This window comes from Sphingomonas sp. G-3-2-10 (genome assembly GCF_012927115.1).
In the GTDB taxonomy this organism is placed as follows: Bacteria; Pseudomonadota; Alphaproteobacteria; order Sphingomonadales; family Sphingomonadaceae; genus Sphingomonas.
Genome location: NZ_JABBFY010000002.1, coordinates 416,418 through 430,224, shown reverse-complemented (window position 1 = coordinate 430,224; position 13,807 = coordinate 416,418). Strand labels below are relative to the sequence as shown.

Genomic DNA, 13,807 nt, shown 5'->3' with positions numbered 1-13,807 from the left:
AGTCTGGATATCGGGTGACAGGATCAGCGCGAGGCTGCGTGGTTCTTCAGGCGGGAAGCGCCGCCGATGCCGGGGTTGAACCGGTTGGCGGGATCGAGCCCGGCATGGAAGGCGACCAGATCGGGCGGCGCCTTGTAAAGATGGCCGAAATTATGCTCGGCCGGATAGCGCGCGCCGCGATCGTCGAGCAGGCGCAGCATCGCATCCTTGATCGGGCCGCAATCGGCGCCCGCCGCGATGACATAATCCTGATGCAGCACATGGCACAGGAAATGGCCGTAATAGATGCGGTGGAGAATCTGCCCGCCGATCTCCGGCGGCAACGTTTCGAACCAGTCACGGTCGTTGCGCCGAAGCGCGATGTCGAGCGCGACGATCCCGGCGACGCTGCGCGGATGCACCGCCTGATAGCGCACCGCCGCGCCCGCGATCACGAAGCGGTGGAGGAATGCCTTGCGCGCTTCCTCCTCGCTGCATTCGAAGAAATCGCCGCCGCCCGCCGACCATCGCCGGAGCAGATCGAGCATCTCGGGCGCGGCGTCCGCCGATACCTTGACCAGCAGGTGATGCGGGAAGCGCGCGCGCCATTCACGCATCCGCCGCGGCAGATGGTTTGGCCAGAGCCGGCTGGCGGCATAGAGCAGGCGATCGATCAGGTTCGCGGGGAGGAACGGCGCGCGCGCCAGTGCCCCGTCGATCCGGCTCTTGAGATCGAAGAAGCGCGGCAGCCGGTCGGTGCCCAGCCAGTCGATCAGCAGGAACTGGTCCTTGCCGTAGCGATCGGCCAGATCGAACGCATCGGCATGGAGATATTCCGCAGCGACGGGCAGCTGGTTGCAACTGCTCAGGATCGTGCGGCGCAGCTCGGCCAGCCGGGCGGGATCGCCGCAGCCGAGATAGAAGGTCCGCGTCGCCGCTTCGCGCGCGAAGGTGTCGAGCCGGACGGCGAACACCATCAGCTTGCCCGCAGAACCTGAGGCTTCGTGGAGGCAGCGCGGATCGGCGTTGAAGCGCGCCGGGCTGTCGGCCTCGATATCGCGGACATGGGCGGCGTAGCGTTCGTCGCTGGCGCGACCCTCGTCCGGCGCGGCGCGATCGAAGTCGCCGCGTTCCAGCCGCCGCAGCATCTCCAGCGGGTCGCTGCCCAGATCGATGCCGAGATGGTTGACCAGCGCGATCCCGCCATCGGGCGTGGAGCGGGCATAGAGGGCATATTCGGTATAGGCGGGTCCGCGCCGCACCAGCGCGCCGCCCGAATTGTTGCACACCCCCCCGATCACCGAGGCGCCGAAGCAGGACGATCCGATCACCGAATGCGGCTCGCGGTCGAGCGGGCGGAGTGTCTGTTCCAGTTCGTGCAGCGTCGATCCGGGCAGGCACACGATTTGCGCGTCGCCGTTGATCGTGAAGCTGCCCTTCAGCCGCATCGTGCTGACGATGACCACCGGCCGGTCATAGCCCTGCGGCGCAGGCGTCGATCCGCCGGTCAGTCCGGTATTGGCGGCCTGGGCGATGATCGCGACATCGGCGCGCACGCAGGCTTCGGTAACTTGCCACAGCTCGACCAGCGTCCCGGGCCGCACCACCGCCAGCGCCTCCCCGCCTTCCGAGCGGAAGCCGAGGCGGTAGCGGCGCGTCTTGCCCGCGCCGGTCAGCAGGTGGCGGCGGCCCACGATCGCGCGCAGGGCGGGCAACAGATCGTGCGGAGGTGCTGACATGCCGGTCACGCCGTGAATCCCCAACAGGTGGCCGGGCTGCCAGCTGCGAGGCGCGGATTATATATGGAACGATATTTTGTCAATGGAACGACGTTTCATGTTGGTGCGCTGCTTATATCGCGGTTCCTGCGAATGAGTAGCGAGGCATCCCTTCAAAGGGAGGCTTCGCGCGCAGGGCGGTCGACTATGCTGCCTGCTGCCGCCCGTGAGAAACGGCTTGCATCATTCATATGATAAATGTTGTAATTTATCCTGCTTCGCGATGCGGGTGTCAGGCGGTGAGAGGAAGGACCGGAGAGGGATGATCCAGCAATTGCGCGTCGTGCCGGCAGCGAGCCTGCCGCGATGAACCGCCGGCAGTTTCTGAACGCGACGATGCTAACCGCCGTGACGGCGGGGGCGGCATTTCCGGCCGCCGTGCGGGCAGGCAAGCGCGCGCATCCCAATATCCTGCTGATCCTGGTCGACGATTTGAAACCGGCGCTGCACGGCTATGGCGACTCGACGGCGATTTCCCCGAACATCGATCGGCTGATGCGGCGCGGCACCGCGTTCGGCGCGGCCTATGCCAATCAGGCGGTGTGCGCGCCGAGCCGGTTCAACCTGATGACCGGATCGCGATCGACCTCCACTGGCATCTATGATTTCGGCGTGAACCTGCGCGACGTGCTGCCCAATGTCGTGACCATGCCGCAGCACTTCCTGGCGGCAGGCTATCGCACCGAGAGCATGGGCAAGGTCTATCACATCGGCCACGGCACGCATGACGACAAGCTCGGCTGGTCGGTGCCGCATCTCCGCGACAAGCTGATCGAATATCACGATCCCGCCAGCACCGGCGGGGTGCCGACGCGCGAGGAGGCGCTGTTCGAGGAAGTGCCGGGCGGGGACGGTGATCCGTTCGTCTATGCGCGGACACTGGCGAAGGGCGCGGCGTGGGAAGCGACCGACCTGCCGGACGACGCCTATGCCGATGGCCGTACGGCGGCTTATGCCTCGGGCCGGCTTGCCGCGCTCAAGGGACAGGCGCAGCCCTTTTTCCTCGCGGTCGGCTTCGCGCGGCCGCACATGCCTTTCTCGGTCCCGCGCAGATATTGGGACCTGTACGATCCCGCCTCGCTGCCGATGCCCGGATTCGAGCAATTGCCCGCCGGTGCGCCCGATTATGCCGGCAAGAAGGGCGGCGAGATCGAAGCCTATCGCGAAGTGCCTGCCGGCGTGCTGGGTGCGGACTTCGATCCCGATCTGAAGCGAAAGCTCGTCCACGGCTATTATGCCAGCGTCAGCTATGTCGACGCGCAGATCGGCAAGGTGCTGGATGCGCTGGAGCGCGAAGGGCTCGCCGAGGATACGATCGTGGTGCTGTGGGGCGATCACGGGTTCCACCTTGGCGATCATGGCTTGTGGACCAAGCACACCAATTTCGAGCAGGCGACGCGCATTCCGCTGATCTTTGCCGGGCTGGGCGTCGGCGCGGGCAAGATGACCGGCCAGCTTGCCGAGACAGTCGACATCTTTCCGACGCTGGCCGCGCTGGCAGGGATCGCGGCGCCCGCCGGGCCGCAGCCGATCGACGGGATCAGCCTTGCGCCCGTGCTGCGCGATCCCGGGAAGCGCGTGCGCGACCATGCCTACCACGCCTATCCGCGCGGCGAGTGGATGGGGCAGGCGATCCGCACCGAACGTTATCGGCTCGTGCGCTGGACCAGCGAGAAGAGCGGTGCGCGGTCGTGGGAATTGTACGACCTGATCGCGGACCCGCTGGAGACGCGGAACATCGCCGATGCCGCGCCCGACACGCGGGCCCATCTCGACGCGATCCTCGATCACCACCCCGCGCCGAAGAAACCGATGCGGAAGGCCGCCTAGCTTCCGGACAGCGCGCGAACGAAGGCCTTGGCATTGGCGAACACGTCGGCGGCGGTCGCGCCGGGCTTGTACAGCGCCGAGCCGAGGCCGAAGCCACTGGCGCCCGCATCGAGCCAGGGCTGCATATTGTCCGGCGCGATCCCGCCCACCGGCAGCACACGCAGCGTCTTGGGCAGCACGGCGCGGAACGCCTTGAGCACGACGGGCGACGCAGCCTCTGCGGGAAACAGCTTGAGCGCGGTGGCACCCGCGTCGAGCGCGGCAAAGGCTTCGGTAGGCGTGGCGACGCCGGGCAGCGAGATCAGTCCGCGTTCGGCCGTGGCGGCGATCACGTCCGGATTGGCGTTGGGCGAGATGATCAGCGTGCCGCCCGCCTCGGCCACGGCGAACACATCGGCGACCTTCAGCACCGTGCCCGCGCCGATCATCGCGCGGCCGTTCGCCGCGCGGGCAAGGCGCGCGATGCTCTCGATCGGATCGGGCGAGTTCAGCGGCACTTCGATCAGGGTGAGACCCGCGTCGATCAGCGCTTCGCCGACCGGCACAATCTCGTCGGGCGTGATCCCACGCAGGATCGCGATCAGCGGGCAGCGGGCGAAGGCGGCGTCGAAACTGGCGAGGTGAGTCATTGCAACTGGCTTTCGATGGCGATGATGCCGGCGATGAAGGCGGCGTGACTGTCGACGAGCATGGCGCTGCGGTCATTGGCTTCGATCGCCGCCGCATAGAGTGCGCCGAGTTCGGGGCCGGAGAGAATATGGGCGACTGCGTGGGGCGAAGCGTCGAGCCGCGCCGCGACGTCGCCGCCGATCAGCAGACCGCTGGCATAGGCGGCGGCGTCGCCATCGTCGCGGGTGCCCAGCATCTTGGCGGCGCGAATCCCGAACAGCGACGCCGCCAGATCGCGGCGCTTCGCTTCTTCCACGCCCGCGAGGAAAGCGGCGTTGGGCGTGACTTCGCCCTGAAGCTGTGCGGCGAGCAGGCCGTGGCTGCGCAGCAGGGCAAAGAGTTCGCCGGTCATCGCCGTGGTGAAGCCCGCGATCCGGCCGTCGATCATCGTCGCCCATTTGCAGTGCGTGCCGGGCTGCACGAGCAAGGCCTGCGCCGGCGCGAGCCCCGTCGCGACCGCGCCGAGCAACTGCACTTCCTCGCCGCGCATGACGTCCGGGCGGTTGCCTGCAAGCGTCGAGACGCCGGGGACGATCGCGGTGCGCGCGTCGATCCGCAATAGGTTCGCCGCCAAGTTGGCGATCCCGGCGGGGGCCGGCACATAGGGGGCCAGCCGCCAGCCGATATTCGATCCGACCATCCCCGCGAGCAGCATGGGCAGATCGCCGAACCGCGCACGGATATCGCCGACCGCGGCGTCGAAATCGGTCACCGCGGTCACGCCCAGATCGTCCCGTTCGGTGCGAACGATCCGGCCTTGTTCGATCAGATACACCCGGCGGTTGGTGGTGCCCCAGTCAACCGCCAGAAACGCGTCGGCCATCGATCACCACCAGGTCGCGTAAAGTGCGATCAGGATCAGGATGACGATCACGCCGGCGATGTTGAAGCCGGTGGTGGTGCCGAACGTGACGCCCTGCATCGTGATCCGGTTGCTGTCCGCTCTGGCCGGCTTCACCAGCGAGACGATCACCGCCAGCGCGAGGCTGATGAAGAACACGATCATCATCCGGTTCATGAACGGCACGGCGTTGAGCGCTTCGATCCCGCCATTTTCCGCGGGGAACCAGAAGAGCAGGCTGAGCACAACCGATGCGACCGCGCCGACCAGCGCGCCCGCTTCCGTCGCGCGCGGCCAGAACAGGCCGAGCAGGAAGATGACTGTAATGCCCGGAGTCACAAAGCCCGAGAATTCCTGGATATACTGGAACGCCTGATCGAAATTGCCGATCAGCGGACGTGCGGTGAAGATCGCGACCAGCGTCGCGGCGACGGCGGCGATGCGGCCGACCAGCACCAGATGGGTTTCGTTTGCCGCTGCCTCGCCGCCCTTGAACTTGGCGTAGAGATCGAGCGTGAAGATGGTCGCGATCGAATTGATCTTGGATGCGGTCGAAGCGATGATCGCCGCCACCAGCGCCGCGAAGACCAGCCCGAGCAGACCAACCGGCAGCAGCGTCATCATCGTCGGATAGGCCTGATCGCCCTTTTCGAGATCCGGCGCGAGCAGCACCGCGGCGATGCCCGGCAGCACGATGATCACGGGCATCAGCAGCTTGAGAAAGGCGGCGAACACCACGCCCTTCTGCGCTTCGGGCAGGCTCTTGGCCGCCAGCGCGCGCTGGATGATATACTGGTTGAAGCCCCAATAGCTGAGGTTCGCGATCCACATGCCGCCGATCAGCACGCTGAGCCCGGGCAGGTCCTTGTAGAAGGGGCTGTCGGGCGCGAGGATCATATCGAACTTCTCGGGCAACTCGGTCGTCAGGCGCGTGAAGCCGCCGAGAATGCCCGCATCGCCGCCGATCTTGCTGAGCGTCAGATACGAGATGACGAGGCCGCCCAGCACCAGCAGGGTGACCTGCACGATATCGGTCAGCGCCACGGCTTTCAGGCCGCCGCGCAGCTGATAGACCAGAGCGAAGGCGCCGAGGCCGAACAGCGCAACGTCCTGATCGACGCCCGCCACCTGCGTGACGGCGATCGAGCCGAGCCACAGGATCGAGGTGAGGTTCACGAACACGTACAGCGCGAGCCAGAACACCGCCATCACGGTGCGGATGGTCGGCCCGAACCGCTGCTCCAGGAACTGCGGCATCGTGTAGATTTCGTTCTTCAGGAAGATCGGCAGGAAATATTTGCCGACGATAAGCAGGGTGAGCGCCGCCATCCACTCATAGGAAGCGATGGCGAGGCCGATCGTGTATCCGGCGCCGGACATGCCGACGATCTGCTCGGCCGAGATGTTCGCCGCGATCAGCGATGCGCCGATCGCCCACCAGGGCAGCGATTTCGACGCCAGGAAATAGTCCGACGTGTCCTTGGTGTGGCCCGCTTTCTCGCGGCTGACCCATTGGGCCAGGCCGAAAATGCCGATCGCGTAGGCGATCACCACGATCAGATCGATTTGCGACAAGCTCGTCACCGCTTCACTCCCCTCCTGCGGCCCACTGTCGGTAGGCCGGCGTCGAAGCACATTTATCGTATAAATTAGTCTTGTCTAGCGACAGGTTCGGCATAAGTGTAAGCGTCGGAAGCGCGTTGCGCGTGAGAGGGAAGGCGAGGAATTGACGACGCTGATGGAGGGGGGGCAGCCCGAGCTGGGGCGCAATCTTACCTATGGTCTGCTCGATAGTCTGGGACGCGCGATCGTGACCGGCCGGTTCGAGCGCGAACCGTTCCCGACCGAAGCCGAACTGGCCAAGCAGCACGGCGTGAGCCGCTCGGTGACGCGCGAAGCGGTCAAGATGCTGACCGCGAAGGGGCTGCTCAGCGCGCGGCCGCGTCAGGGCACCATCGTCCAGCCCACCTCGTCGTGGAACCTGTTCGACACCGATGTGCTGCGCTGGCTGCTCGAGCGGCAATTCTCGGTCGAGCTGCTCAAGCAGTTCAACCAGTTGCGCGTCGCGATCGAGCCGGAAGCCGCCGCGCTGGCCGCACAATTCGCGGGCGAGGAGGATCTGCAGCGGATCAATCGCGGCCTCGAGCGGATGAAGGCGGCGGACAAGGGGCTCGACGACACGCTGGAAGCCGATATCGCCTTTCACGTTGCGATCCTGCGGGCGTCGCGCAATCCCTTCTATGCGCAGTTCCGCGATGTCGTCGGCACCGCGCTGCGCACGTCGATCCGGTTCACCAACAGGGTCAAGGGGCGCACCGCCAGCGTCGCGGATCATGCCGCGGTCCGCAACGCGATCGCCGCGCGCGATGCGGATGCGGCACGCACGGCGATGCGCGCGCTGATCAGCGACGTGCTCGACCTGATCGAGAAGAAGGGCAAGGGGATGTCCGCGGGCCTGTGACCCGCGGAAGCATCGCCTGACCGTGCCGCTTATTTCTTCTTCTTCGCCGGCGCGCCCGAGCTGAGGCGGAAGGTCATCGTGTTGCGATAGGTCTGGCCCGGTTCCAGCCGCGCATTCGGAAAGCCCTTCTGGTTGGGCGCGTCCGGGAAAATCTGCGGCTCGAGCACGATCGTGTCGCCCATGCGATAGACACGCTTCGACTTGCCGTGGCTGGTGCCGTCGAGGAAGTTGCCCGAATAGAATTGAACGCCGGGCTGGTTCGACCACAGCTCGAAGCTGCGGCCCGACACCGGATCCTGCACCCGCGCCATCAGCTGTTCGCCGGCGATCACCTTGCGGCTGATCACCCAATTGTGATCATAGCCCCGGCCGAACACGATCTGCTGGTCGCGCGCATCGCGCACCCGGTCGCCCACTGCGCGGGCGCGGCGGAAATCGAAGACGGTGCCTGCGACCGGGCGGAACTCGCCGGTGGGGATCGCACCGGAATCGGTCGGCAGATAGCTTTGCGCGGGGATCGTCAGCAGATGGCCCATCGCGCCGTTCGGCGAGCCTTCGCCCGACAGGTTCCAATAGGCGTGGTTGGTGATGTTGACGATCGTCGTCTTGTCGGTGGTCGCGGTGTAATCGATCTTCAGATGGTTGCGCTCGTCGAGCGAATAAGTGGCGAGGATGGTCATCGTACCCGGATAGCCCTGGTCGCCATCGGGGCTGACCAACTTCAGCGTGACCGAGGCGGTCGGGCCGTCCTTCACCGACACGATGTCCCACAGCAGCTTGTCGAAGCCGCGGGTGCCGCCGTGCAGCGCGTTCACGCCGTTGTTGACCGGCGTCTGATAGGTCTTGCCGTCGAGCTGGAAGCGGCCGAGCGCGAGGCGATTGGCGAAGCGCCCCACGGCCATCCCGAAATATTGCGGGTTGGCGAGATAGTCGGCCAGATTGTCATAGCCGAGCGCCACGTCGGTGCGCTTGCCGTTGCGATCGGGCATCACCACCGACTGGAGTGTCGCGCCCCAGGCGAGGACCGTGGCCGAAACGCCGCGCCCGTTGCTGAGCGTGACCGCGCCGACGTCGCGCCCGTCGGGCAGCTTGCCGAAGGTCGAACGCTTTGCCGTCGCGGCATCCGCACTGGTCGCCGCGACGCAGGCGATGGCGGAGACCGCCAGAAGAAATACGCTGTTCCGTGCCATTTCCCGAACCTCTCTCTCTTGATCCGATTATCCGCGATACATTTCCGGCGTGCGGCCGCGCTGGCCGGGATCGATCTCGAACAGCGCGCCGCCCAGCGGCTCCTTCACGCCGTCCCCCGCCGAGGTGACGAACATGCGGTCGAGCGCGGGGCCGGCGAAGGCGCAGCTGGTGATCTGGCTGGCGGGCAGGGCGATCGAACGGTCGCGGACGCCTTCGGGCGTGAAGCGCGTGACGCAGCCGCCACCCCAGCAGGCGACCCACAGCCCGCCATCGGCATCGAACGTCATCCCGTCCGGATTGCCCCAGCCGCGTTCGAAGGTGATGAACGGACGCCGCTGGCCGAGACTCCCGTCGTCATGGATGTCGAAGCGGAAGATCGTGGCGAGCGCAGTGTCGGTGTGCAGGAGGAAATGTCCCTCCGGATCGATCGCCGGGCCGTTGGCGATCGTGTAGGGCGCGTCCGCCCGAACGATGATCCCGTCGGGATCGATCCGGTAGAAGGCGCCGCTCGGTTTGTCGCACGCGGCGGGCATGGTGCCTGCCCAGATGCGGCCCTGACGATCGGCCTTGGCGTCGTTGAGCCGGTTGCCGGCGATGCCCTTGTCGACCGATCCAATCGTCTCGCGGGTGTTTGCCGGGAGATCGAGGCGGACGATGTCGAGCCCGATGCCCGCAACCAACCCGCCCGCTTCGCGCTCGATGATCCACGCGGCATAGGCCGGCTGTTCGAAGCTGGTGACGCTGCGGTCGGCGAGCGACAGGCGATTGACGCGGCGGCCGAGGATATCGACCCAGTACAGCGCATTCTCGCGCGCGGACCAGAGCGGACCTTCGCCCAGCCGGTCGCGGCGATCGCGCGCGATGACCGCGACGTCGGACATTAGTGGCTGTCGCGCGGCAGTCCGCGGGTCTGGGCGATACGCTGATATTTGACCGCGGATTCGATCACCGCACCGCCTTCGAACTGGCCGGTAATGTCGCGGTGGATCTCCTGCCACGGCGTCTGGGCCTCGGGCATATAGTCCGGCGTGGCGGGCAGCGCGGCGCGGCGGCGCGCGAGTTCCTGCGGATCGACCAGCATGTCGGCGGTCCGCTTGCCCAGGTCGATGCGGATCCGGTCGCCGGTCTGCACCAGCGCGAGACCGCCGCCGACCACGGCTTCGGGCGCGGCGTTGAGGATCGAGGGGCTGCCGCTGGTGCCAGACTGGCGCCCGTCGCCGACGCAGGGCAGAGCATGGATGCCCGCCTGGATCAGCGCCGAGGGCGGGCGCATGTTCACCACTTCCGCGCCGCCGGGATAACCGATCGGCCCCGCGCCGCGCATGATCAGGACCGATCGCGCATCGGCGTTCAGCGCCGGATCGTCGATCCGGGCATGATAATCCTCCGGCCCGTCGAACACGATCGCGGTCCCTTCGAACGCTTCGGGATCGTCGGGGTTCGAGAGATAGCGGGCACGGAATTCGGGCGAGATCACACTGAGCTTCATCACCGCATTGTCGAACAGATTGCCCGACAGGACGGTGAGCCCGGCGGCGGGCTTGAGCGGATCGGCGAGCGGGCGGATGACGTCGGCATCCCCGGTATCCGCGCTGCCGATGGTCTCGTCGATCGTCTTGCCATTGGCGTTGATCGCGCTGCCGTCGAGCAGGCCCGCGCGCAACAGTTGTCCCATCACCGCGGGCACGCCGCCGGCGCGGTAGAAATCCTCGCCCAGATAGGTTCCGGCGGGTTGGAGATTGACGATCAGCGGCACGTCCGCGCCATGCGATTCCCAATCCTCGAGGCTCAGTTCGACGCCGATATGGCGGGCGATGGCGTTGAGGTGGATCGGCGCGTTGGTCGATCCCCCGATCGCCGAATTGACACGGATCGCGTTGAGGAACGCGGCGCGCGTCAGGATGTCCGACGGCTTCCGGTCAGCGTTGACCATCTCCACGATCTGCAGGCCGGTGCGATAGGCATTCTCGCCGCGATCGCGATACGGCGCGGGGATCGCCGCCGAGCCGGGCAGCGACATGCCCAGCGCTTCGCACAGCGAGTTCATCGTCGTGGCGGTGCCCATCGTGTTGCACCAGCCGGTCGAAGGGGCGGAGGACGCCACCAGCTCGATGAAGCCCTTATAGTCGATCTCGCCGGCCGCAAGCATCTCGCGCGCCTTCCACACGATCGTGCCCGATCCGGTGCGCTCGCCCTTGAACCAGCCGTTGAGCATGGGGCCGACCGACAGGGCGATCGCGGGAATGTTCACCGTCGCCGCTGCCATCAGGCAGGCGGGTGTGGTCTTGTCGCAGCCGATGGTCAGGACGACGCCGTCCATCGGATAGCCGTAGATCGATTCGACTAGGCTCAGATAAGCGAGGTTGCGATCGAGGCCCGCTGTCGGCCGCTTGCCGGTTTCCTGGATAGGGTGGGCGGGAAATTCGATGGCGATGCCGCCCGCGTCGCGAATGCCTTCGCGCACCCGCTTTGCCAGTTCGATATGATGCCGGTTGCACGGGACGAGATCGCTGCCGGTCTGCGCGATCCCGATGATCGGGCGGCCCGACTGCAATTCCTCCAGAGAGATGCCATAGTTCAGGTAACGCTCGACGTAGAGCGCCGTCATGCCCGGATTGTCAGGATTGTCGAACCATGCGCGTGAACGCAGCCCCTGCGGTCCGTTATTGCCCTGCCCCAAGTTCGTCACCTCTCCACTCACGGCCGTCCGGTCCGCAATTTTGTCGCCGGCCGTTCCCACGCCCGCTTGATACAGAGCTTCATGACCGATAGGAAGCATATATATCGTATAAAAGAGCGCATGGGGGACGGGATGAGGATCGGCCTGGTTGGAATCGGCAAGATCGCACGCGATCAGCATCTTCCCGCGCTGGCGGTGGATGCGGGCTTCGAACTGGCCGCCACCGCGAGCCGGCACGGCCGGGTCGACGGAGTCGAGGGATATAATTCGGTCGGCGAAATGCTGGCGGCGCGGCCCGAGATCGAAGCGGTGTCGCTGTGCACGCCGCCCGAGGGGCGATTCGAGCAGGCGCTGGTCGTGCTGCGCGCCGGCAAGCATCTGATGCTCGAAAAGCCCCCTGCGGCGACGGTTTCGGAGATCGAGGCGCTGGCGAAGATGGCGCGCGCCGCCGGCGTGACCCTGTTCACTACCTGGCATTCGCGCGAGGCGGCCGAAGTCGATGCCGCGCGCGACTGGCTGGCGGACAAGCGGATCGAAGCGGTCCGCATCCGCTGGAAGGAGAATATCCGCCAATGGCATCCGGGGCAGGACTGGATCCTGGCGCCGGGCGGCTTCGGCGTGTTCGATCCCGGCATCAACGCGCTGTCGATCGCGACGCGCATCCTGCCCGAGCCGCTGATCGTGGTGAGCGCCCGGCTGGACGTGCCGGCGAACCGCGCCTGTCCCGTCGCGGCTTCGATCGCGCTGCGCACGGGCGAAGCGCCGGCCGATGCCGAGTTCGATTTCCTCCAGACCGGCCAGCAGACCTGGGACATCGAGGTCGACACCGATTGCGGCGCGTTGCGGCTGCGCGATGGCGGCAGCCGGCTGGAACTGCCCGGGGTCGCGCCGATGCGCGGACCCAATGCGGAATATCCGCGGCTCTACCGCCACTTTGCAGGACTGGTCGCGCGCGGCGAAAGCGATGTCGACCTGCGGCCGCTGCAACTGGTGGCGGACGCGTTCCTGGTGGCGGAGCGAGTGACCGTCGAACCCTTCGAGTTCTGACGGCCCGCTCAGGCGTTCAGTCGATCTCGCCAAGCAGCTCGCGCGCGCAGATCGCCTCGAAGCGGCGCTGATCCTGCGCATCCCCGCGGGCGGCTTCATCGACCACGGTGTGCGCGGCGTGCGTGACGCTGCACAGCAGCGCCATGACCTCCGGCTTCCTGGCCTGCTCGAAGCCGCCCTGAGGGATCATCTTCACTTGCGCGAACCGTTGGCTTCGGTGGTCAGGCGCTTGATCAGGTCGACCTCCGCCTTGCGATAGGGCGTGCCGTCGGTGCGCAACACGTCGTGGAACCACACGGTGGGCGGCTGATCGGCATTGTACGGTCGGCGCCAGCTGTCCCACGGAATGCGGGTCTGCGACTTGCCGTCGACGAAGCCCCAATGGATCATCGCCATGTTGTGCTTTTTGCCAAGCGGCAGGATCGTGTCAAACAGCGAACCGTTGCCGCGCGCCATATATTCGGTGACCAGCACCGGACGGCCCCAGGTCATGATCTGGCGCGCGCGTTCCTCGAAATGCTCGGGCCAGCGATAGTCGTGAAAGCTCATCACGTCCGACTGGGTGACCTGGATCTTCTCGACCGCGTCGAGCTTGTCGATCTGGTCCCAGCGCCCGCCGGTCCACAGTCCGCTGGTCAGCGGCTGGGTGGGATCGACGCTGCGCGCCCAGTCGAACACCGGACCGAGCAGCCCCGCGACAAGGGCGGTCTTGTTGGGCGTGAGCGGATAATAGCCCATGCCCCCGCCGCTATTGTTGGGCTCGTTCCACACGTCCCACACCGCGATGCGCTTGTCGTTGGCAAAGCTGCCGACGATGTCCTTCACATAGGCTTCGAGCTTGCCATACTGGCTCTTGTCGGCAAGGCGCGCGGCGCCGGGCGCCTGCATCCAGCCTGAGTTGTGGACGCCGGGGATCGGCGGACGCTGGGGCCCCGATCTGGGGTTGGGATCCCAGCAGCTGTCGAACAGCACGAACATGATGCGGATCTTGTGCTTGTCCGCGATCTGGAGGAATTGCTCCATCCGCTTCTTGAGGCCGGGCGCGTCCTCTTCCCACAGCATATTGTGGAGATAGACGCGCATGATGTTCATGCCCATTCCGGCGGCCCAGCCGAACTCCTGATCGATCTCGGCGGGATTGAACGTATCGGCCTGCCACATCTCGAACTGGTTGATCGCGCTGCGATTATTGTAGTTCGCGCCGACCATCCAGGGTTGCTTGGCGTACCAGCTGTTGGCCTGTTCCTTCGTCCACATATCGCGCGCGTCGGCCGGCAACGCGGCGCAGGCGAAAAGGGCAGTGCCGGCGAGCAGCAGCAAATTCTTCATGT

At 66.2% G+C, this 13,807-nt stretch carries 12 protein-coding genes; 3 read left to right on the top strand and 9 right to left on the bottom strand.

All coding sequences use genetic code 11. The annotated features are described in order from the left end of the window. Window positions 1-23 precede the first annotated feature (23 nt). Window positions 24-1,718, bottom strand: coding sequence for a D-lactate dehydrogenase (gene dld, locus HHL13_RS18670; protein ID WP_169557441.1), 1,695 nt, complete (start codon window positions 1,716-1,718; stop codon window positions 24-26). Between the two features lie 345 nt (window positions 1,719-2,063). Between dld and HHL13_RS18665 the strand changes: the two genes are divergently transcribed. Beyond that, window positions 2,064-3,587 (top strand): sulfatase, encoded by a 1,524-nt coding sequence (locus HHL13_RS18665; protein WP_206377125.1) that lies wholly within the window; start codon window positions 2,064-2,066, stop codon window positions 3,585-3,587. Here the strand turns inward: HHL13_RS18665 and HHL13_RS18660 are convergent. Genes HHL13_RS18660 through HHL13_RS18650 form a run of 3 tightly spaced genes read right to left on the bottom strand, consistent with a single transcriptional unit; the run spans window position 3,584 to window position 6,681 of the window. Continuing rightward, the gene (locus HHL13_RS18660; protein WP_169557440.1) at window positions 3,584-4,216 is read right to left on the bottom strand and encodes a 2-dehydro-3-deoxy-6-phosphogalactonate aldolase; all 633 of its coding nucleotides are present in this window, start codon (window positions 4,214-4,216) and stop codon (window positions 3,584-3,586) included. The two genes, HHL13_RS18665 and HHL13_RS18660, sit on opposite strands and share 4 nt — an antisense overlap. Beyond that, window positions 4,213-5,079, bottom strand: coding sequence for a 2-dehydro-3-deoxygalactonokinase (locus tag HHL13_RS18655; protein ID WP_169557439.1), 867 nt, complete (start codon window positions 5,077-5,079; stop codon window positions 4,213-4,215). Before HHL13_RS18655 ends, HHL13_RS18660 begins: the two co-directional genes overlap by 4 nt. Window positions 5,080-5,082: 3 nt before the next feature. Further along, the gene (locus HHL13_RS18650) at window positions 5,083-6,681 is read right to left on the bottom strand and encodes a sodium/sugar symporter (protein WP_346775589.1); all 1,599 of its coding nucleotides are present in this window, start codon (window positions 6,679-6,681) and stop codon (window positions 5,083-5,085) included. 154 nt (window positions 6,682-6,835) lie between these two features. Here HHL13_RS18650 and HHL13_RS18645 point away from each other — a divergent pair, with 154 nt between their 5' ends. Then, window positions 6,836-7,558 (top strand): FCD domain-containing protein, encoded by a 723-nt coding sequence (locus tag HHL13_RS18645; protein ID WP_169557850.1) that lies wholly within the window; start codon window positions 6,836-6,838, stop codon window positions 7,556-7,558. 29 nt (window positions 7,559-7,587) lie between these two features. Here the strand turns inward: HHL13_RS18645 and HHL13_RS18640 are convergent, their stop codons facing one another. From HHL13_RS18640 to HHL13_RS18630, 3 genes are read right to left on the bottom strand one after another with little or no spacing between them, the layout of a single operon-like run. Beyond that, window positions 7,588-8,748, bottom strand: a complete 1,161-nt coding sequence (locus HHL13_RS18640; protein ID WP_169557438.1) for an aldose epimerase family protein — start codon at window positions 8,746-8,748, stop codon at window positions 7,588-7,590. 27 nt (window positions 8,749-8,775) lie between these two features. Then, window positions 8,776-9,630: an SMP-30/gluconolactonase/LRE family protein gene (locus tag HHL13_RS18635; protein ID WP_169557437.1), complete on the bottom strand. Its 855-nt coding sequence runs from the start codon at window positions 9,628-9,630 to the stop codon at window positions 8,776-8,778. Further along, window positions 9,630-11,438, bottom strand: coding sequence for an IlvD/Edd family dehydratase (locus HHL13_RS18630; RefSeq protein WP_346775588.1), 1,809 nt, complete (start codon window positions 11,436-11,438; stop codon window positions 9,630-9,632). Before HHL13_RS18630 ends, HHL13_RS18635 begins: the two co-directional genes overlap by 1 nt. Before the next feature lie 123 nt (window positions 11,439-11,561). Here HHL13_RS18630 and HHL13_RS18625 point away from each other — a divergent pair, with 123 nt between their 5' ends. After that, window positions 11,562-12,476 carry a Gfo/Idh/MocA family oxidoreductase gene (locus HHL13_RS18625; protein ID WP_240953897.1) on the top strand — a complete coding sequence of 305 codons (915 nt, stop codon included), beginning with the start codon at window positions 11,562-11,564 and terminating at the stop codon, window positions 12,474-12,476. Window positions 12,477-12,492: 16 nt separating this feature from the next. Here the strand turns inward: HHL13_RS18625 and HHL13_RS18620 are convergent, their stop codons facing one another. Further along, window positions 12,493-12,672, bottom strand: coding sequence for a hypothetical protein (locus HHL13_RS18620; RefSeq protein WP_169557434.1), 180 nt, complete (start codon window positions 12,670-12,672; stop codon window positions 12,493-12,495). Then, window positions 12,669-13,805 (bottom strand): cellulase family glycosylhydrolase, encoded by a 1,137-nt coding sequence (locus tag HHL13_RS18615; RefSeq protein WP_169557433.1) that lies wholly within the window; start codon window positions 13,803-13,805, stop codon window positions 12,669-12,671. The genes HHL13_RS18620 and HHL13_RS18615 overlap by 4 nt, the downstream gene beginning before the upstream one ends. Window positions 13,806-13,807 lie beyond the last annotated feature (2 nt).

Coding starts and splice junctions, on each gene's coding strand:
- HHL13_RS18635 (WP_169557437.1), bottom strand. CDS start 9,630: ATGTCCGACGTCGCGGTCATCGCGCGCGATCGCCGCGACCGGCTGGGC.
- HHL13_RS18660 (WP_169557440.1), bottom strand. CDS start 4,216: ATGACTCACCTCGCCAGTTTCGACGCCGCCTTCGCCCGCTGCCCGCTG.
- HHL13_RS18625 (WP_240953897.1), top strand. CDS start 11,562: ATGAGGATCGGCCTGGTTGGAATCGGCAAGATCGCACGCGATCAGCAT.
- HHL13_RS18655 (WP_169557439.1), bottom strand. CDS start 5,079: ATGGCCGACGCGTTTCTGGCGGTTGACTGGGGCACCACCAACCGCCGG.
- HHL13_RS18615 (WP_169557433.1), bottom strand. CDS start 13,805: ATGAAGAATTTGCTGCTGCTCGCCGGCACTGCCCTTTTCGCCTGCGCC.
- HHL13_RS18645 (WP_169557850.1), top strand. CDS start 6,836: ATGGAGGGGGGGCAGCCCGAGCTGGGGCGCAATCTTACCTATGGTCTG.
- dld (WP_169557441.1), bottom strand. CDS start 1,718: ATGTCAGCACCTCCGCACGATCTGTTGCCCGCCCTGCGCGCGATCGTG.
- HHL13_RS18665 (WP_206377125.1), top strand. CDS start 2,064: ATGAACCGCCGGCAGTTTCTGAACGCGACGATGCTAACCGCCGTGACG.
- HHL13_RS18640 (WP_169557438.1), bottom strand. CDS start 8,748: ATGGCACGGAACAGCGTATTTCTTCTGGCGGTCTCCGCCATCGCCTGC.